This window comes from Aliirhizobium sp. YIM B11859 (assembly GCF_057163345.1).
Genome location: NZ_JBXHAY010000009.1, coordinates 66,538 through 83,493 on the forward strand (window position 1 = coordinate 66,538; position 16,956 = coordinate 83,493).

Consider the following 16,956-nt stretch of genomic DNA (forward strand, 5'->3'; position numbering starts at 1 on the left):
CTTCTTTGTTATGGCATGCTCTTGATGGATGGGATGTTCTGAGGGGTGTTGCGGGCACCGTCGAACAACGACTTGCCCGGATCGATATCCGGGATCGCCGCGATAAGTGACGCCGTGTATGGATGACTGGGCCGCGAGAAGACCTGTTCGGACGGCCCGTCCTCAACCACTTCGCCGCGATACATGACGATGGTGCGGGCACAAAGATTGCGGACGATCGCCAGATCATGGGCGATGAACAGCAGCGTGAGGTTCATCCGCGCCGTCAGTTCGCGAAAAAGATCGATGATTTGCGCCTGAATAGTGACATCGAGTGCCGCAACACATTCGTCGGCAATGATCAGCTTCGGATCGACGGCCAGCGCACGGGCAATGCCGGCGCGCTGGCATTGCCCGCCGCTCATCGAGCGCGGTTTCCGGCTGGCAAACTCGCGTTCCAGCCCGACAAGATCGAGCAACTCGGCAATACGCTGCGGAATATCTGCCTTGGCGACCTTACCCTGCACCGCCAGCACCTCGCCAATCGTCTGCCCGATGGTCATTCGCGGATTGAGCGCATTGAACGGGTCCTGGAAAACCATCGCCGCCTCGCGCCTCAGCTTTGCCAGGCTCGCCTGTCTCTGCAGGGCAAGATCGGAACCTTCAAAGCTGATGTGGCCGGACGATATCGGCGTGAGGCCGAGCACGGCGCGGGCGAGCGTGCTCTTGCCGCTGCCGGATTCGCCGACGATTCCGACCGTCTCGCCAGGCATGATTTGCAGGCTGACGCCGGAGACGGCCGATATCGTTTTGGCCGCACTCCCCCTGAACAGGCTTCCCCCGACAGGAAAACGCACATGCAGGTCGTCGATTTCCAGGACCGGCCTTGCCGACGCTGCAGTGGCGGCCACCACGGGCTCGGCGTCAGACATTGATGGATGGCTGTGGATGAGCTTGATCGTGTAGGGATCGCACGGCCGAGACAGGATCTGCCGCTTCAGCCCCTGTTCAAGTAGTTTGCCACCGCGCATGACCGCGATGCGATCGCAGGTCTGTGCCACGATGCCGAGGTCATGGGTGATCAGGATGATTGACAGGCCGCGTTTGTCGCGAAGCTGCATCAGCAAAGCCAGGATTTGCGCCTGGATCGTCACGTCGAGCGCCGTCGTCGGCTCATCGGCAATCAGGATCTTCGGATCGCAGGAAAGTGCCACGGCAATCATCGCACGTTGGCGCATGCCGCCGGAAAATTCGTGCGGATAGCTGTCATACTGCCGGATCGGATCGGGGAAACCGACCTGCGACAGGATCTCGGTCGCGGCCTGACGAGCCGATTTGTCGTCGAGGCCCTGATGATACCGGATACCCTCGGCAATCTGGTCACCGATCCGCATGACCGGGTCCAGATGGCTCGACGGGTTCTGGAAGATCATGCCGATCTCGCCGCCACGCACCTTGAGCATCTCGGCATCGCTAAGGGCGGTCAGATCTCTGCTTTCGAGAAGAACAGCGCCGCCCTCGATCTTCAGCCGCGAAGATGGCAGCAGCCGTACGAGCGAGCGGCAGAACAGGCTCTTGCCGGAACCGCTTTCGCCGACCAGACCGAGGATTTCACCTTTCGCAAGATCCAGGCTTACGCAATCCAGCAGGACACGCGTTTCCCCGTCGAGATGGGCTTTGACGGTCAGGTCACGGACAGAAAGAACTGGAGCACTCATTCATGCACTCCCAGCAGTTCGCCGAGTGCATCGCCCAGAATGCTGAAGCCGAAAGCGAGGCAGACGATCGAGAAGCCGGGAAACAGTGTGATCCACCACGCTGTGGTGATGAAGCTCTGGCCTTCCGCGACCATAACACCCCATTCGGCGACGGGCGGCTGAACGCCCAACCCCAGATAACTCACGGCCGCGCCCGAAAGCAGGACCAGGACCGCATCCGACATCGAAAAGACGATCGATCCGGCGATGGCATTGGGGAGTAGATGGCGGAACATGATCCTTATCCGGCCAAAACCCAGGCTGACGGCGGCGACTGCGTAGTCGTTATTTTTCAAGACAAGGATCTGCGCCCGGATCAGCCTTGCATAGGAGACCCAGCCGACCAGCGCCATGGCGATGTAGAAGCTGGAAAGCCCCGGCCCCAGAATGGTGATGATTGACAGCATCAAAACCAGAAAGGGGAAGGCGATGATAATATCGACGATCCGCATGAAGACCGCATCGACGATGCCGCCGAAAAAGCCTGCAACTGTGCCGACAATCGTGCCGATGACAAATGGAAAGGCGACGCCGATGAACGCGATCTGCAGGTCGATGCGTGCACCCCAGATGATGCGGGAGAGAATATCGCGACCGAAATTGTCGGTGCCGAAAGGATGCGGAAGAGACGGCGCCTGCAGCCGCGCACTGCTGTCCTGCAGGATCGGATCGTAAGGCGCGATCAGAGGCGCAAACACGGCGATCAGGATGAAGAACAGCATGATCGACGCGCCGGCTGTAAGCATCGCCCGCCTGCCCAGAAAAATCCTCCAGCCGGACGGAGAAAGGGAAATGGCACCAGCGCTCACAGCTTTATCCTCGGATCGGCCGCGACGGTGGCGATATCGGCAAGAAAACTGACGAGCACTGTTGCGCAGGCAAACACCATCGCGACGCCCTGCACCACCATGTAGTCGCGCGAGAAGATTGCCCGCACCAGCAATTGCCCCATGCCGGGCAGAGCAAAGACACTTTCGATCACCACCGTACCGCCGATCAGCCAACCGGTGTTGACGGCCAGGAGATTGATCGTCGGCACCAGCGAATTCGGCAGGACATGCCGCCAGAAAACGATGCGTTCGGGCATGCCGCGGGCCCGCGCCGCCGTGGCCACATCCGATTTCAGTCCCTCGATCATCGCCGCGCGCAGGCTGCGTATCAGCACCGTCGACAGCGACAGTGCGATCGTGAGGCTCGGCAGGATCAGATGGGAGAGCTTGTCGCCGAATGTGGCGCCGTAACCCGACACGGGCAGGAGGTCGAGTTTGACGCTGAAAAGGATGATCAGCATCAGGCCGAGCCAGAAAGGCGGGAAACCGATGCCGAAAGTGGAGAGGATACGAACCGCATGATCCGGCGCACGGCCCGCATTGCGCGCGGCAATCGACGCCATCGGCACGGCGATGGCGATCGACAGCAGCAGGCTGCAGACAACGAGCGCGAGCGTCGGCTCGATACGTGTTGCGATCAGCTTCAGTACGTCGATCTTGTAGAGGATCGATTTGCCCATCTCGCCATTGGCGAGATTTCGCAGGAAATAGAGATATTGCATCCAGATCGGCTCATCGAGACCGAATTGCGCACGGATATTGGCGATCGCCGTCGGCGTCGCGCGTGTGCCGAGCAAAACGCGCGCCGGGTCGCCGGGGATCAGCCGTACCAGAATGAAGGTTATGATACTGATCCCGAAAATGACCGGCAGGAACTGCAGCGGCCTCAGAAGAACGAACCTATACCGATGCATGACACCTCCGTCGTCCGATACGATCGTTGACCGGTCTATGCATCAGTTCGGCCTGTTGCGTGCCAGGAAATCGAAAAGCGCCGGATAATAGTCCGCCGGGTTTTCGTAAAAGGGCATATGGCTCGCATTGGCAAAGACCTTGAGCTCAGCATTCGGGATGGCGAGTTTCATCTTGAGCGCGCAGGCCGGGGTCAGTTCATCATGTTCGCCGCAGGTGATCAGCGTCGGCACCGTCATGCGCGGCAGGTCGGCAATCCGGTTCCAGTCCTTCAGGTTGCCGATATAGAGGAATTCGTTCGGGCCCTGCATGGTGCCGTAAGGTCCCATGTTCCAGTCACCAAGAGACCGGTTGATCGGAGCTGGCCATTCCGGCAGGCGGCAGACATGGCGATAATTGAGGATGGTGACAGCGGCGAGATATTCCGGATGGTCGTAAGTGCCCTGCGCCTCATGCTTCTGCATCATCGAAACTGTTTCCGGTCCAAGCGCCGCGCGCAGCCGTTCCAGCTCCGAGATCAGATGCGGCATGTCGGCAACGGTATCTTCAAGGATCAGCGTCTGAAGATTTTCCGGGTAGGTAAGCGCGTAGTCGATCGCCAACCAGCCGCCCCACGAATGGCCGAGCATGTGCACCTTGCCGAGCCCGAGCGCCTTGCGGACCGTCTCCGTTTCCTCGACATAACGGCCGATTGTCCAGAGCGACGGATCAGTCGGACGATCTGATGCACCGGTACCGAGCTGATCGAAGGCGACGACACGATAGCCTTTGTCGATCAGGCAGGAATGGGCTTCACGCAGATAGTCGCAGGGCAGGCCCGGCCCGCCATTCAGGCACAATACGGTCTCAGGGCCGTCACCAAAGCTGTAGGCAACCACTTTATGGCCATCGACTTCAATCTCGTGCCGAGCATCGGGCTCGATTTCACGCCACATTGGCCACCCCGGAGAAAACATCGCTTGCTTAATATTTGAGCACGGCCGATTTTTACCGCAAACGCTCTTGGGCGCCAGCTATAAGAAGTGATAGGATCAGCGCTTGCCCGGCACCGGAGCCCGCGATGATTGACGAAATCGGCACGATAAGAAGCCAGTTTACCGCGCATCGGACGCTGGACGGTCGTATCGACCAGATTTTCGAGGCGATGAAGGCGATCGGCTTCGAAGCACTGATCTACGATTACACCCCGGTACCCTACGATCTCGATGGCGGGATCATGATCCCGTCGCTGCTGAAACTGCGCAACATATCCGAAGACATGCGTGATTACTGGTTCGATCGCGGTTATTTCCGCATCGACCCCGTGCAACAGGTTGCGTTGCGCACCTCGGCGCCGTTTTTCTGGAATTACGATGCGGAAGCAGACACGCTGATCCGCCGCTTCATGACCGAGGACACCGCACCCGTGGCGCGTTATCTCAGCGAGAGAGACATGTCGACCGGCGTCACCGTTCCTGTCCATATGCCCCGCGGCGACTACGCGACGGTCACCGGCGTGCGATTCGGTGGAAATCACCAGTTTGAGCGCCACGCACTGCGCTACATTGCCGATTTCAACCTGCTGGCCCACGTCTTTCACGAAGCAGCCTATTCACTGTTCGATGACCAGACGTTTCGCTCCGGTACGACGCGACTGACGGAGCGCGAGCGCGAGTGTCTGCGTTATTCTGCCGAAGGACTTTCCGCCAAGGAAATTTCCCGCATCATCGATCGCTCTGTCCCCACAGTCGTGATGCATCTCAATGCGGCGGCCAAGAAACTCGGCGCCAAGAACCGCACCCAGGCGGTTGTCCGCGCCGCCCATTATCGGCTGCTCGAAGACCGGCCATCCTATAACTTGTGATAGCTGCCGCGCCGCGTGTCGCCACGTTATGCTTTTCCATCGACCGCCACGAGATGGAGACGCATGTGCCTGCAATTGCTGTGAAAGAAGCCTTCTTGCCCTTTCGCGAGTACCGAACCTGGTATCGCATCACAGGCTCGCTCGACAGCGCAAAGCTGCCGCTGATCGTGGCCCATGGCGGCCCCGGATGCACGCATGACTATGTCGACAGCTTTAAGGGCATCACGGAGATCGACGGACGTGCGGTCATCCATTACGACCAGCTCGGCAACGGCAATTCGACCCGCTTGCCCGAAAAAGGCCCGGACTTCTGGACCCCTGCCCTGTTTCTCGAAGAACTCGATGCCTTGCTGAACCACCTCGGCATACAGGATCGCTACGCGTTTTTGGGCCAGTCCTGGGGCGGTATGCTGGGCGCCGAACATGCGGTACGACAACCGCAGGGATTGAAGGCACTCGTCGTCGCCAACTCGCCAGCCAACATGCATACCTGGGTTTCCGAAGCCAATCGACTGCGCCGGGAATTACCTCAGGATGTGCAGGATACGCTGCTGAAACACGAAAAGGCCGGCACGATCTCGGATCCCGAATATATCGCAGCTTCGCGTGTGTTTTATGATCGCCATGTCTGCCGCGTCACACCCTGGCCGCCGGAAGTCGCCCGCACCTTCGCCATCATGGACGAGGACAACACCGTTTATCGTAATATGAACGGTCCCACCGAATTCCACGTCATCGGCACGATGAAGGACTGGACGATCGAAGACCGCCTGCATCTTATCCTGGCACCGACGCTGCTCCTATCCGGAAAATACGACGAGGCGACGCCGCTGGTGGTCAAGCCTTATGTCGACATGGTCAAGGCATGCGAATGGGTGCTGTTCGAACAGTCGAGCCACATGCCGCATGTCGAGGAAGAGTCACTTTGCATGAAGACGGTATCCGACTTTCTGTCGCACCTGGATTGATCGTGACCGCAGGAACTTGGCTTACGACCATCGGCGCCAATAGGCGGCATAGTGCATTTTGAATCCCCAAAACACATAGTCAGCCTTCAACCGTGTCCCGTGCTCCGGATCGTTGTCATGGGACAGGGGCTGATCGCTAAACTGGGCAGTATCGGCGAGGTTATTCTTCATCCGATACCGCCTGTACAAAGGCGTTGCAGGGGGCGGCGCCGACGCTTGGCAGTGTCGCAAAGAAGCAATGGTGCTTTCGACCGCTCAACCATCTCTTCCGCTTTGCTGGTCGGCGCAGGTGCGTTGCACGGGTTGCCACATGGCGGCGAAAAACTGGCTTGTTTTCTCTCTACGGAACCGGATTGGGTCTGTAGCGTGGCGTCAGAGTGCCTCAAAGTAACCTCCGACAGCGAGCGAACACATTAGCTGTCGACATAGGCGGCAATCTCGCCGATCTTCGCCTTGACGAAAACGTCGTAACGGGTGCTTTTACCCGCGATCTGATGAGACGGTTTGCGTAGGCCCGGCATAGGCTCTCCGCGCAAGGGCCATTTCAACACGACCCGGCTTCGCGCGGCTTCCAGCGCCACCTGCATGAGCTCGATGGAATCAGGGTCGGTGCCGACGATCTCCCGGATCAACCGCATCTCCTTTTTGACCAGCGCCGTTTTGTCGCGCGGCGGGTGCATCGGATCGATCAGGATGACTTGCGGCCGCATTTCCGGAAGCAGCGCCCGGGACTCGCCGAATATCAATGTCATTCGCTCGACCGTTTCGGCATGGCGCCCCCCATTTGCGTGAGCCCGCTCAAGGCCTTCCGCAAGGAGAGCATGCATTGTTGCCGAGCGCTCGATCAGCGTCACGCGCGCTCCGAGAGATGCCAAGAAAAAAGCATCACGACCGAGGCCCGCCGTTGCGTCAACGATCTCCGGAATCACACCGTTCGAAAACCCCACGGCTTTCGCCAAGTCTTGTTTACGCCCCTCGCCGGAGCGGAAGCGATGGCCCACCGCCCCGCCGACAAAATCAACGATCAAGGGCGTTTTTTCGAGTTTCTGCGTCACTGTCCAACCTCAAAAAGGCGTGGCGGCCATGAATGTGACCTCCGATCCGTCAGGATGACGGAAACCCAATTCTTCGGCGTGAAGAAGCAGACGGTTCGAGGCCGACAGCGCATCACCATCGGCATAGAATTCGTCGCCCAGGATCACATGCCCCATCGCTTTCATGTGCACGCGCAACTGATGCGTGCGTCCAGTCAGCGGAAACAGCCGAATGCGCGTCGTGTTCTGACCATGACCAACGACCTGCCAGCGAGTTTGCGCAGGCTTGCCGTGATCGTGATCGACGCGATGGCGAGGTTTATTCGCCGGATCGATCGCCAAAGGTAGATCGATCATTCCTTCCTTGCCCTGGACCTGCCCCCACACTTCCGCGACATAGCTTTTTCTGGTGATGCGCGCAGCAAATTGCGCCGCGACAAAGGCATGAGCCTTGCGGTTGAGCGACATCAGCACGACACCGGATGTATCCTTGTCCAGCCGGTGCACGATCAATGCTTGCGGAAAATCTTTCTGCACACGCGTCAGGAGACTGTCCTGGAGCGCGGGATGGCGCCCAGGCACCGAAAGCAGACCGCTGGGTTTGTCGAAGACAAGAAAATCCGTGTCACGGTGAATGAGTGAAACATAAGGATCCAGCGGCGGATTATAAATCGGAGTGGAATCTGAAAGCGCGTCCATGATAACCGTCTACCACAAATCCACCGCTGCGGAAGATATTGCAGGACAAGACCTTGCCGCTCGCAAGGACAAAGCTGGAGTTCGCGAGCTCACTTCTTCGCTATGCCGATCAGCGCTGTCCGAGAGCAAATGACGAAAATACCCTGAATGAAATCAAAGGAACGGCATGGCGGAGAGGGTGGGATTCGAACCCACGATACGGTTGCCCGTATGCCGCATTTCGAGTGCGGTGCTTTCGACCACTCAGCCACCTCTCCGCTTTGCTGGTCGGCGCAAGTTGTGCGCGGGCTGTCTCATAGCGGCGAAAAATCGGGCTGGCAAGGGGCGAAATGCAAGTCTTCATATCCTTTCGCCTTGACAGTTTTTTGTCGCTCGCGTAAGCCCGCCTGCGTTCAGGTTGTGGAAAATCGTCCACTCCTGTCGATTGCGGGGGATACCATGAGTTTCCTCGCAATTTCACCGGCAGATCCGTTTTGAAGGGATTTCTCTCTTCTAACCCCCTGCTAGACCGACTGACAAAAAGACGGCCATTCCTTTTGGAAGAGAGCCGGAACGAACATGAAAGGATATAAAATGTTCGCAGTCATCAAGACCGGCGGTAAGCAGTACCGCGTGGCCGCCAACGACGTGCTGACCATCGAAAAGCTGGAAGCCGAAGCTGGTGCAGTTGTAGAATTCAACGAAGTCCTGGTCGTCGGCGTAGGCGCCGATGCCAAGATCGGTGCCCCATTCGTTTCGGGTGCAACCGTAAAGGCCGAAGTTGTCGAGCATAACCGTGGCAAGAAGGTTCTCTCCTTCAAGAAGCGTCGTCGCCAGAATTCGAAGCGAATTCGCGGCCATCGCCAGCATCACACGGTTGTCCGCATCACCGACATTCTCGGCTAATCAGGTTTCGAAGGTAAAGGAGAAATCCAATGGCACATAAAAAAGCTGGCGGTTCGTCGCGTAACGGTCGTGATTCCGAATCCAAGCGCCTTGGCGTGAAGAAGTTCGGCGGCGAAGTCGTCATTCCGGGCAACATTATCCTGCGCCAGCGCGGTACGCAGTGGCATCCGGGCGCCAATGTCGGCCTCGGCAAGGATCACACGATTTTTGCACTCACCGCCGGCAACGTGAATTACCGTACGAAGGCTAACGGCCGCGTATACGTGTCCGTTATGCCGAAAGCGGAAGCCGCAGAATAAAGCCGGCAAGCGTTATGCAACCGGCGTCTCATCGACCCGGTTGAACGTTTGAAGGTTCAGTCAAAGAAAAGGGGAGATGGGGCGCCACCCACCTCCCCTTTTTCTTTTGATCCTTAAGGAGACTGAACCATGCAAGTCGAATTGTTGAGGGCGAGCCAATCACGGCCGCCGGAAGAACGGCTGAGGCCGGACCGGTCCGAGGACCGGTCGAGAAGCGAGTGCCCTGTCTTATTGTCGCCGAGACTGGTTCTCCGCGCTCCCCACGAAGAAGACATCGACGCACTTGCCCATCTCGCCAACAATGCCGCCATCGCGACCATGGTGTCGCGCATGCCGCATCCTTACACGGCGAAAGACGCAGCCGATTTCGTGCGACGCACGAATGCCGGCGAGATTGGCAAATGCGTCTATGCCATTACCCGAGGAAATGACGGCGCCTTCCTGGGCTGCTGCGCACTTGAACCACAGCAGGATGAGCGCACGCTCGAGATCGGCTATTGGCTCGGCGAACCCCATTGGAACAAGGCTTACGGTACCGAAGCCGCCCACGCGCTGATCGACATGGCCTTCCGCACCAGAAGCGAAATCGACCAGATCGACGCGCGTTGCCGGGTTACCAACATTGCGTCGAAGCGGGTGATCCAGAAATGCGGCTTCCAGTTTCAGGGTGCCGGCATGATCGATTGCCTGGCGGAGGGCGCCATGGTGCCGGTCGAGTGGTTCCGGCTGGATCGGAAGACCTGGATATCCTTGAGAAGCTGGGGAGAGCTGAGATGAACGCCGCCGTCGTAGACAGGGCCGCCGAACGGCAGCTTTCGCCCGGTCCCTGCCCGGTCATCCGCTCTCAGCGGCTGACCTTGCGGCCACATCGTTTGGCCGATGCGGAGGCGATCTCCGTCTCGCTTGGCGATTTCAAGGTGGCCCGCATGCTCGCCCGCGTGCCCCAGCCCTATCACCGGGAGGACGCGCTTGACTGGCTGGTGCGCCAGACGTCCGGCCTCGTTCCGGACTGGAACCTTGCCATCACCACCGGCGACGACGTCCATATCGGCGCCGTCGGCATGGAGTTGCGCAGAAACGGCTGGCATCTCGGTTACTGGCTGAACCGGTATTACTGGGACCGCGGTTACATGACTGAGGCGGCCGGTGCCGTTCTGGAGCGCTTCTTCCGGCGGATGCCGGAGGCGGTTCTTCGTTCCGGAGCCTTTGCCGACAATCTGGCTTCGCTCAACATCCAGAGAAAGCTTGGCTTCCAGATTGCCAATGCAGGTGAGATCTTCTCGATCTCACGCAACCGCATGGTGCCGCAGATCGAGACAATTCTCGAAGCCAGCGACCTTATCCTGCCGCAGCCACGCTAGATACGACCCACCATCCCCGGCACCCGCCGGGGATGGTTATCCGATCTCAACCCAAACCGGAAAATGGTCCGAGCCCAGCACAGTATTGTCGACTGACGCGGACTTGAGCCGCGGCACCAGACCGGCATTGATGAAACAATAGTCGAGATGCATTCTGACCGTTCCTTCGCCCGGCGGCTCCGCCCAGCTGTAGCTTTCAACCGACAGGCTTCCGAGATGATCGAGAACGTCGACGAACTGATCTGCGCGAAGGGACCGGCCATAATAGCGATCCGGCCGACCGACGGCAGCGATGTATTCGTCCGATCCCGGCACCATGTTGAAATCGCCCATGACGACAAAATCGTCCGGCAGAGGAAGCTGTGGCAACCCGTCCTCGCTGCCGGCGGTGAGGGATCCGCCCTCCGCGGCGAAGTTGAGAACGCGTTGCTTGAGATAGGCGATCTGCGCAATCCGCTCGTCAGGAGAAACGTGGTCGAGATGCACGGAATAGACCCTGATCGGTCCAGAAGGCGTATCGATCAGGACTTCAAGCGCCCCGCGCTGCAGGTTGAGCTTGTCGAAACTGCGCGTTCGCGGCAGCAAAAAGTGACGGGTGGAGAGGATCGGAAACCGCGACAGGATCATGTTTCCGAACTGAAAACGCCGTTCCACCAGCCGGCCATTAACGGTCTCGGTATTGAGCAGCACATCGCAGGGCGCACCATAGGCATGAAAGTGATCAGGCAGCATATCGGCAAAGCGGCCGACAAGATCGATGCCGCCATTCTTCGGAGATCCGCGGGTGATTTCCTGGAGAGCGATCACATCGGCCGTCCGGATCGTCTCAGCAATACGTTCCGGGTCGAAGTGTCCGTCCATGCCGATGCCGTATTGAACGTTATAGCTGACGAACTTCATGATAATCTTTGACCTCAAAGGCAACGAACGGTATCGAAACGCATCAGAAGGCGTCCAGAAATCCCTGATGACGTTGCGTAACACAAGACTGACGGCAGCAAGATGAAATTTCTCGACGAAACAAAAGTCTATATTCGCTCCGGCGACGGGGGCGGAGGTGCGGTTTCGTTCCGGCGGGAAAAATTCGTCGAGTTCGGCGGTCCCGACGGCGGCGACGGTGGCCGTGGCGGCGACGTCTGGGTGGAGGCGGTAAACGGCCTCAATACACTCATAGACTTCCGCTTCCAGCAGCATTTCAAGGCGTCGATCGGCATCCACGGGATGGGCCGCAACCGCACCGGTGCGAACGGCGACAGCGTGACCTTGAAAGTTCCGGTCGGTACGCAGATCTTCGAGGAAGACAACGAGACCCTCATCATCGACCTGATCAAGGAAGGACAGAAGTTCCGCCTCGCCAAGGGTGGCAATGGCGGCTTCGGCAATACCCATTTCAAGTCTCCGACCAACCAGGCGCCAAACTGGGCGAACCCAGGCCTGGAAGGCGAGGAAAAGACGGTCTGGCTGCGACTTAAGCTGATTGCCGATGCGGGCCTCGTTGGCCTGCCGAATGCCGGCAAGTCAACCTTCCTTGCCTCGGTTACCCGCGCCAGACCGAAGATCGCCAACTATCCATTCACAACCCTTCATCCCAATCTTGGCGTCGCGGCAATCGACGGCCGCGAATTCGTGCTGGCCGACATTCCCGGCTTGATCGAAGGTGCCCATGAGGGTATCGGCCTCGGCGACCGTTTCCTCGGCCATGTAGAGCGAACCCGCGTGCTGCTGCATCTGGTTTCCTCTTTGGAAGAGAACGTTGGCCAGTCCTACAAAACGGTGAAGGCCGAGCTCGAAGCCTATGGCGGCGGCCTGATCGACAAACCGGTGATCGTCGCCCTGTCTCAGATCGATATTCTTGATGACAAGGAACTGAAGAAAAAGGCGAAGGAACTGGAAAAGGCCTGCGGTCAAACCCCGTTCCTGATCTCTGCCGTCACTGGCAAGGGCATGACCGACGTCCTGCGCGCTCTTCGCGACGTCATCATCGAGGCAAGCGACGGTCAAGACACCGCTCTTCCAGACCGCTCGACCCCATTGCAGGAATTCGACGAGGATGACGAGCAATGAACGAGGCTGCTGCGATTGGTCGTAGAGCGCTCGCAAGCTACAAGCGCGTCGTCATCAAGATTGGCTCCGCATTGCTGGTGGACCGGAAAACCGGGCTGAAATCGGCGTGGCTTGATTCCGTCTGCAGCGACATCGCAGGCCTCAAGGCATCCGGCATGGATGTGCTCGTTGTCTCTTCCGGCGCCATTGCACTTGGCCGCACGGTGCTCGATCTTCCCCCCGGCGCGCTGAAGCTGGAGGAAAGCCAGGCGGCGGCGGCCGTCGGCCAGATCGCACTTGCCCGTGCATGGTCGGAAAGCCTGTCGCATGACCAGATAATCGCCGGCCAGATCCTGCTGACACTCGGTGATACGGAAGAGCGCCGGCGTTATCTAAACGCACGTGCGACGATCAACCAGCTTCTGGGCATTGGGGCCGTACCGATCATCAATGAGAACGACACGGTCGCTACATCGGAAATTCGTTATGGTGACAACGATCGTCTCGCGGCACGCGTGGCCACCATGACGGGAGCTGATCTTTTGATCCTGCTCTCGGATATCGATGGTCTCTATAGCGCGCCACCGCATCTCGATCCCGACGCTGAATTTCTCGAGATCATTCCGGCCATCACACCCGAGATCGAGGCGATGGCAGGTGGCGCTGCATCCGAACTGTCGCGCGGTGGAATGCGCACCAAGATCGATGCCGGCAAGATCGCAACCGGTGCGGGCTGCGCCATGATCATTGCTTCGGGCAAAACGGATCATCCGCTACAGGCCATCGAACAGGGAACGCGCTCTTCCTGGTTTGCCCCGTCGGGAACCCCGGTGACTGCTCGCAAGACATGGATAGCCGGGCAATTGCAGCCGGCCGGCGAACTTCATATCGATGAGGGGGCCGAACGTGCTCTCGGCTCCGGAAAGAGCCTCCTCCCCGCGGGCGTTCGTCGGATCGACGGTCCCTTTCATCGTGGCGACACCGTTGCGATCATCGGCACGGATGGCCAGGAGATCGCACGCGGACTGGTCAGTTACGACGCCGATGAAGCGCGTCAGATCATCGGTCGCAAGTCGACCGAAATAGAAACGATCCTTGGACATGCCGGCCGCGCCGCAATGATCCACCGTGACGACCTCGTGGTGACAGGCCGCATTCGGCGCAAGACGAACAGCAAGGAGGACATTGTCCATGCTGGATAAGGTTTCGACGACCGACATCGCCGCGGTTATGTCCACGATCGGCCGCAACGCAAAGGCCGCCGCACGGCAGCTGGCCATTGCACCGACCGAAGCGAAGAACAGTGCGCTTCATGCCATGGCCGACGCGATCATCGTGGCCAAGGACGAGATTTTGGCCGCGAATGCCGAGGATCTCAAACAGATCGAGGGCAAAGATCTCCTCCCATCCTTCATCGATCGCCTGACGCTGACGGAAAACAGCATTTTCGGCATGGCGCAGGCGCTTCGCGAGATCGCCGACTTCAACGACCCGGTAGGTGAAGTGATCGCGGCCTGGGATCGCCCGAACGGTTTGAACATTGAGCGTGTGCGTACGCCGCTCGGCGTCATCGGCGTGATCTATGAAAGCCGCCCGAATGTAACCGCCGATGCCGGCGCGCTATGCCTGAAGGCCGGCAATGCCGTCATTCTGCGCGGCGGATCCGACTCGGCACATTCATCGCAGGCTATCCACAACTGCCTCGTCACCGGCCTGAAGGCCGCCGGCCTTCCGGAACATGCGATTCAGATCGTCCCGACCACGGATCGCGCTGCCGTTGGCGCCATGCTGTCCGGGCTCGACGGGGCGATCGACGTCATCGTTCCCCGCGGAGGCAAGAGCCTCGTTGCGCGCGTCCAGAATGAAGCCAGGGTACCGGTTTTTGCCCATCTCGAAGGCCTCTGCCACATTTATGTCGACGCGTCTGCCGATCTGGACATGGCAAAGAAGATTGTCGTCAACGCCAAAATGCGACGCACAGGCGTCTGTGGCGCCGCGGAAACCCTGCTGGTGGACAGGGCTGTTGTCGGCACGCATCTCATACCATTGCTTCAAGCGCTCAAGGATGCCGGCTGCGAAATCCGCGGCTCCGCCGACGTGTTGCTGACTTACAGCATGGCCAAGGCGGCGACGGAGGAAGACTGGCGCACAGAATATCTGGATGCCGTCATATCGGTTGACGTCGTTGACGGCATCGATGGCGCCATCCGCCATATCAATACCTATTCTTCGAACCATACGGAGGCCGTAATCGCCGAGGATCCGACAGTGGTGGCGCGCTTCTTCAACGAGATCGACTCGGCCATCCTGCTGCACAATGCCTCCACCCAGTTTGCCGATGGCGGTGAGTTCGGAATGGGCGGTGAGATCGGCATCTCTACTGGCAAGATGCATGCCCGCGGGCCTGTCGGCGTGGAACAGTTGACCTCGTTCAAATACCGCGTGCACGGCACCGGCCAGATACGTCCATAGAGACGCGGCCGACGTGGAGGACCAGAAGATCGACCGCCGTTATCTGATCATGCCGCATGTGGAACGCGGCATGGCTATTGGTCTTTTCGGTGGTTCATTCAATCCACCGCACGAAGGCCATCTGCTGGTCGCCGAGATCGCACTGCGCCGTCTCGGCCTCGACCAGCTTTGGTGGATGGTGACACCGGGCAATCCCTTGAAGAGCCGCACCGAACTTGCCCCGCTTTCCGATCGGATTTCGATGAGCGAAGGCCTCATACACGACCCGCGCATCAAGGTTACGGCATTCGAAAAGACGCTCGGCGGCTCCTATACGGCCGATACGCTTGCCCACATAAAGTCCAGGAACCCGCAGGCGAATTTTGTCTGGATCATGGGCGCCGACAGCCTGAGTTCCTTCCATCTCTGGCAGAAATGGCGGGAGATCGTCTCGATGTTTCCGATTGCCGTCATCGATCGGCCGGGATCGACGCTTTCATTTCTATCATCCAAAATGGCGCGGACCTTCGATTATGCCCGCGTCGACGAGGACGATATCGGCACTCTGTGGAAACGCCGGGCACCGGCATGGACCTTTATTCACGGTCCCCGCTCAACATTGAGTTCGACGGCCCTGCGCGCAAACGACAGCAAGAAAGTCCAGTAAAGCCCAACAGCAGATTCGCATGTGAAGGTTTCGCGTATTGCGATCACCTTTTATGGTTCTCCCTTGAAAGATTAACCATTCGGTGCCACCTTCGACGAAGCGGCCGGCCCTGATCGGATTCGCTGAAAGTGGATGTTGCTGTTACTTGGTAAGAAAGGAAAAACCCTGACAACAGTACACGCCAAGGGACGGATGGCTTCCATCCTCCCGCAGAGTTCCGAACGTGGCGTCGATGCCGCTGCTCGTGCTCTCGAACTGATCCTCGCAAGCCTCGAGGATTCCAAGGCAGAAGATATCATCACCATCAACATTGCTGGAAAGTCGGCACTCGGCGACTACATGATCGTCGTCACCGGGCGCTCAAGCCGGCATGTCATGGCGATCAGTGACCATCTGGTCACGGATCTCAAGGACGAAGGACTGGGCACCGCCCGTGTTGAAGGACAGGAGACCGGCGACTGGGTTCTGATCGATACCGGCGACGTGATCATTCACGTATTCCGCCCCGAAATCCGCGAGTTCTATAACATCGAAAAGATGTGGGCAGCTCCGGAAATCGAGGAAGGACCGCTTCTGCATTGAGCGGTTTGGGCTTGGCCTGAACCGTCGAAAGCCGCTAAAGCGAAACTGGCGCGTCGCGCCGGGAGAGCAGATTTTGGCTGCTTGAATTCGGACGGATCAGGACATGCGTATAACTCTTTTTGCCGTGGGACGGCTTAAGGCCGGACCGGAGAAGGATCTTGCGTCCCGTTATCTCGACCGCTTCGCGAAGGCAGGGCCTGCTATTGGTCTCGAACTTGGCAAGCTTTCCGAGATACAGGAGAGCCGGGCGTCCAACCCCGACACGCGCAAACGCGAAGAGGCGGCAGCGCTTGAGAAGGCTTTGCCGGAAGGCGCTATCCTTGTTCTGCTGGACGAGCGTGGCAAGGCGCTCGACAGCCAGGCGTTTTCGGAAGTCATCGGCCGTTATCGCGATAACGGCAAACGAGACCTCATGCTGGCGATCGGCGGTGCGGATGGGCTTGATCCAGACCTGCGGGCAAAAGCCGATCTCGTCCTGAACCTCGGCAGCATGACCTGGCCCCATCAACTGGTCCGCATCCTGATTGCCGAGCAGCTTTACCGTGCCGTAACTATCCTTTCCGGCCATCCCTATCACCGCGTTTAACCTTTCATTCAGGCTCAAACACGATGTTGTTTCTGGCGTAACCGGGCAAATCACCCTAGG

The 16,956-nt window shown here is 58.9% G+C and carries 19 protein-coding genes and 1 tRNA gene; 12 read left to right on the forward strand and 8 right to left on the reverse strand.

The features are described from left to right. Window positions 1-8: 8 nt before the first annotated feature. The 4 genes from AC2GXZ_RS26835 to AC2GXZ_RS26850 are packed head-to-tail and all read right to left on the reverse strand — an operon-like array spanning window position 9 to window position 4,413. On the reverse strand, window positions 9-1,697 hold the full coding sequence (locus AC2GXZ_RS26835) for a dipeptide ABC transporter ATP-binding protein (RefSeq protein WP_483762302.1): 1,689 nt from the start codon (window positions 1,695-1,697) through the stop codon (window positions 9-11). Further along, window positions 1,694-2,545 carry an ABC transporter permease gene (locus AC2GXZ_RS26840; RefSeq protein ID WP_483762303.1) on the reverse strand — a complete coding sequence of 284 codons (852 nt, stop codon included), beginning with the start codon at window positions 2,543-2,545 and terminating at the stop codon, window positions 1,694-1,696. The genes AC2GXZ_RS26835 and AC2GXZ_RS26840 overlap by 4 nt, the downstream gene beginning before the upstream one ends. Beyond that, window positions 2,542-3,480 (reverse strand): ABC transporter permease, encoded by a 939-nt coding sequence (locus AC2GXZ_RS26845; protein WP_483762304.1) that lies wholly within the window; start codon window positions 3,478-3,480, stop codon window positions 2,542-2,544. Before AC2GXZ_RS26845 ends, AC2GXZ_RS26840 begins: the two co-directional genes overlap by 4 nt. Before the next feature lie 42 nt (window positions 3,481-3,522). Next, window positions 3,523-4,413 (reverse strand): proline iminopeptidase-family hydrolase, encoded by an 891-nt coding sequence (locus tag AC2GXZ_RS26850; protein WP_483762305.1) that lies wholly within the window; start codon window positions 4,411-4,413, stop codon window positions 3,523-3,525. Between the two features lie 125 nt (window positions 4,414-4,538). Here AC2GXZ_RS26850 and AC2GXZ_RS26855 point away from each other — a divergent pair, with 125 nt between their 5' ends. Continuing rightward, window positions 4,539-5,321, forward strand: a complete 783-nt coding sequence (locus AC2GXZ_RS26855; protein WP_483762306.1) for a LuxR family transcriptional regulator — start codon at window positions 4,539-4,541, stop codon at window positions 5,319-5,321. A 53-nt stretch (window positions 5,322-5,374) separates the two neighbouring features. Further along, window positions 5,375-6,289 carry a proline iminopeptidase-family hydrolase gene (locus AC2GXZ_RS26860; protein ID WP_483762410.1) on the forward strand — a complete coding sequence of 305 codons (915 nt, stop codon included), beginning with the start codon at window positions 5,375-5,377 and terminating at the stop codon, window positions 6,287-6,289. Window positions 6,290-6,702: 413 nt separating this feature from the next. Here AC2GXZ_RS26860 and AC2GXZ_RS26865 read toward each other — a convergent pair whose 3' ends face one another. The 3 genes from AC2GXZ_RS26865 to AC2GXZ_RS26875 form a co-directional block, all read right to left on the reverse strand. Continuing rightward, a complete protein-coding gene (locus tag AC2GXZ_RS26865; protein WP_483762307.1) occupies window positions 6,703-7,344 on the reverse strand; it encodes a class I SAM-dependent methyltransferase in 642 nt (213 codons plus the stop codon). Window positions 7,345-7,353: 9 nt separating this feature from the next. Beyond that, window positions 7,354-8,022 (reverse strand): pseudouridine synthase, encoded by a 669-nt coding sequence (locus AC2GXZ_RS26870; protein WP_483762308.1) that lies wholly within the window; start codon window positions 8,020-8,022, stop codon window positions 7,354-7,356. Window positions 8,023-8,189: 167 nt separating this feature from the next. Continuing rightward, window positions 8,190-8,279 (reverse strand) — tRNA-Ser (locus AC2GXZ_RS26875). A gap of 316 nt (window positions 8,280-8,595) precedes the next feature. On the opposite strand from AC2GXZ_RS26875, the gene rplU reads away from it, so the two are divergent. The 4 genes from rplU (at window position 8,596) to AC2GXZ_RS26895 (ending at window position 10,567) form a co-directional block, all read left to right on the forward strand. Continuing rightward, window positions 8,596-8,907, forward strand: a complete 312-nt coding sequence (gene rplU, locus AC2GXZ_RS26880; protein ID WP_093001792.1) for a 50S ribosomal protein L21 — start codon at window positions 8,596-8,598, stop codon at window positions 8,905-8,907. A gap of 29 nt (window positions 8,908-8,936) precedes the next feature. Further along, complete coding sequence (gene rpmA / locus AC2GXZ_RS26885; RefSeq protein WP_483762309.1) at window positions 8,937-9,206, forward strand: 50S ribosomal protein L27; 270 nt, start codon at window positions 8,937-8,939, stop codon at window positions 9,204-9,206. Between the two features lie 129 nt (window positions 9,207-9,335). Continuing rightward, window positions 9,336-9,983 (forward strand): GNAT family N-acetyltransferase, encoded by a 648-nt coding sequence (locus tag AC2GXZ_RS26890; RefSeq protein ID WP_483762310.1) that lies wholly within the window; start codon window positions 9,336-9,338, stop codon window positions 9,981-9,983. Then, on the forward strand, window positions 9,980-10,567 hold the full coding sequence (locus AC2GXZ_RS26895) for a GNAT family N-acetyltransferase (protein WP_483762311.1): 588 nt from the start codon (window positions 9,980-9,982) through the stop codon (window positions 10,565-10,567). Before AC2GXZ_RS26890 ends, AC2GXZ_RS26895 begins: the two co-directional genes overlap by 4 nt. Before the next feature lie 36 nt (window positions 10,568-10,603). On the opposite strand, the gene AC2GXZ_RS26900 is transcribed toward AC2GXZ_RS26895, so the two are convergent. After that, entirely contained in the window at window positions 10,604-11,467 is an 864-nt protein-coding gene (locus AC2GXZ_RS26900) for an endonuclease/exonuclease/phosphatase family protein (protein ID WP_483762312.1), read from the reverse strand. A 102-nt stretch (window positions 11,468-11,569) separates the two neighbouring features. Between AC2GXZ_RS26900 and obgE the strand changes: the two genes are divergently transcribed. From obgE to rlmH, 6 genes are all read left to right on the forward strand, one after another. Continuing rightward, window positions 11,570-12,631: a GTPase ObgE gene (obgE, locus tag AC2GXZ_RS26905; RefSeq protein WP_483762313.1), complete on the forward strand. Its 1,062-nt coding sequence runs from the start codon at window positions 11,570-11,572 to the stop codon at window positions 12,629-12,631. Next, entirely contained in the window at window positions 12,628-13,812 is a 1,185-nt protein-coding gene (proB, locus tag AC2GXZ_RS26910; RefSeq protein ID WP_483762314.1) for a glutamate 5-kinase, read from the forward strand. Before obgE ends, proB begins: the two co-directional genes overlap by 4 nt. Continuing rightward, window positions 13,802-15,082, forward strand: a complete 1,281-nt coding sequence (locus AC2GXZ_RS26915; RefSeq protein ID WP_483762315.1) for a glutamate-5-semialdehyde dehydrogenase — start codon at window positions 13,802-13,804, stop codon at window positions 15,080-15,082. The genes proB and AC2GXZ_RS26915 overlap by 11 nt, the downstream gene beginning before the upstream one ends. Before the next feature lie 49 nt (window positions 15,083-15,131). Beyond that, entirely contained in the window at window positions 15,132-15,728 is a 597-nt protein-coding gene (locus AC2GXZ_RS26920; RefSeq protein WP_483762411.1) for a nicotinate-nucleotide adenylyltransferase, read from the forward strand. A 132-nt stretch (window positions 15,729-15,860) separates the two neighbouring features. Continuing rightward, entirely contained in the window at window positions 15,861-16,310 is a 450-nt protein-coding gene (gene rsfS / locus AC2GXZ_RS26925; protein WP_483762316.1) for a ribosome silencing factor, read from the forward strand. Between the two features lie 103 nt (window positions 16,311-16,413). Then, window positions 16,414-16,896, forward strand: a complete 483-nt coding sequence (gene rlmH / locus AC2GXZ_RS26930) for a 23S rRNA (pseudouridine(1915)-N(3))-methyltransferase RlmH (RefSeq protein WP_483762317.1) — start codon at window positions 16,414-16,416, stop codon at window positions 16,894-16,896. Window positions 16,897-16,956: the final 60 nt, after the last annotated feature.

Excerpts from the sequence above, each read along its gene's own strand:
- AC2GXZ_RS26835 (WP_483762302.1), bottom strand. The coding sequence starts at position 1,697 with ATGAGTGCTCCAGTTCTTTCTGTCCGTGACCTGACCGTCAAAGCCCAT.
- AC2GXZ_RS26845 (WP_483762304.1), bottom strand. The coding sequence starts at position 3,480 with ATGCATCGGTATAGGTTCGTTCTTCTGAGGCCGCTGCAGTTCCTGCCG.
- AC2GXZ_RS26850 (WP_483762305.1), bottom strand. The coding sequence starts at position 4,413 with ATGTGGCGTGAAATCGAGCCCGATGCTCGGCACGAGATTGAAGTCGAT.
- AC2GXZ_RS26855 (WP_483762306.1), top strand. The coding sequence starts at position 4,539 with ATGATTGACGAAATCGGCACGATAAGAAGCCAGTTTACCGCGCATCGG.
- AC2GXZ_RS26860 (WP_483762410.1), top strand. The coding sequence starts at position 5,375 with ATGGAGACGCATGTGCCTGCAATTGCTGTGAAAGAAGCCTTCTTGCCC.
- AC2GXZ_RS26870 (WP_483762308.1), bottom strand. The coding sequence starts at position 8,022 with ATGGACGCGCTTTCAGATTCCACTCCGATTTATAATCCGCCGCTGGAT.
- rplU (WP_093001792.1), top strand. The coding sequence starts at position 8,596 with ATGTTCGCAGTCATCAAGACCGGCGGTAAGCAGTACCGCGTGGCCGCC.
- rpmA (WP_483762309.1), top strand. The coding sequence starts at position 8,937 with ATGGCACATAAAAAAGCTGGCGGTTCGTCGCGTAACGGTCGTGATTCC.
- AC2GXZ_RS26890 (WP_483762310.1), top strand. The coding sequence starts at position 9,336 with ATGCAAGTCGAATTGTTGAGGGCGAGCCAATCACGGCCGCCGGAAGAA.
- AC2GXZ_RS26895 (WP_483762311.1), top strand. The coding sequence starts at position 9,980 with ATGAACGCCGCCGTCGTAGACAGGGCCGCCGAACGGCAGCTTTCGCCC.
- AC2GXZ_RS26900 (WP_483762312.1), bottom strand. The coding sequence starts at position 11,467 with ATGAAGTTCGTCAGCTATAACGTTCAATACGGCATCGGCATGGACGGA.
- obgE (WP_483762313.1), top strand. The coding sequence starts at position 11,570 with ATGAAATTTCTCGACGAAACAAAAGTCTATATTCGCTCCGGCGACGGG.
- proB (WP_483762314.1), top strand. The coding sequence starts at position 12,628 with ATGAACGAGGCTGCTGCGATTGGTCGTAGAGCGCTCGCAAGCTACAAG.
- AC2GXZ_RS26915 (WP_483762315.1), top strand. The coding sequence starts at position 13,802 with ATGCTGGATAAGGTTTCGACGACCGACATCGCCGCGGTTATGTCCACG.
- AC2GXZ_RS26920 (WP_483762411.1), top strand. The coding sequence starts at position 15,132 with ATGCCGCATGTGGAACGCGGCATGGCTATTGGTCTTTTCGGTGGTTCA.
- rsfS (WP_483762316.1), top strand. The coding sequence starts at position 15,861 with ATGTTGCTGTTACTTGGTAAGAAAGGAAAAACCCTGACAACAGTACAC.
- rlmH (WP_483762317.1), top strand. The coding sequence starts at position 16,414 with ATGCGTATAACTCTTTTTGCCGTGGGACGGCTTAAGGCCGGACCGGAG.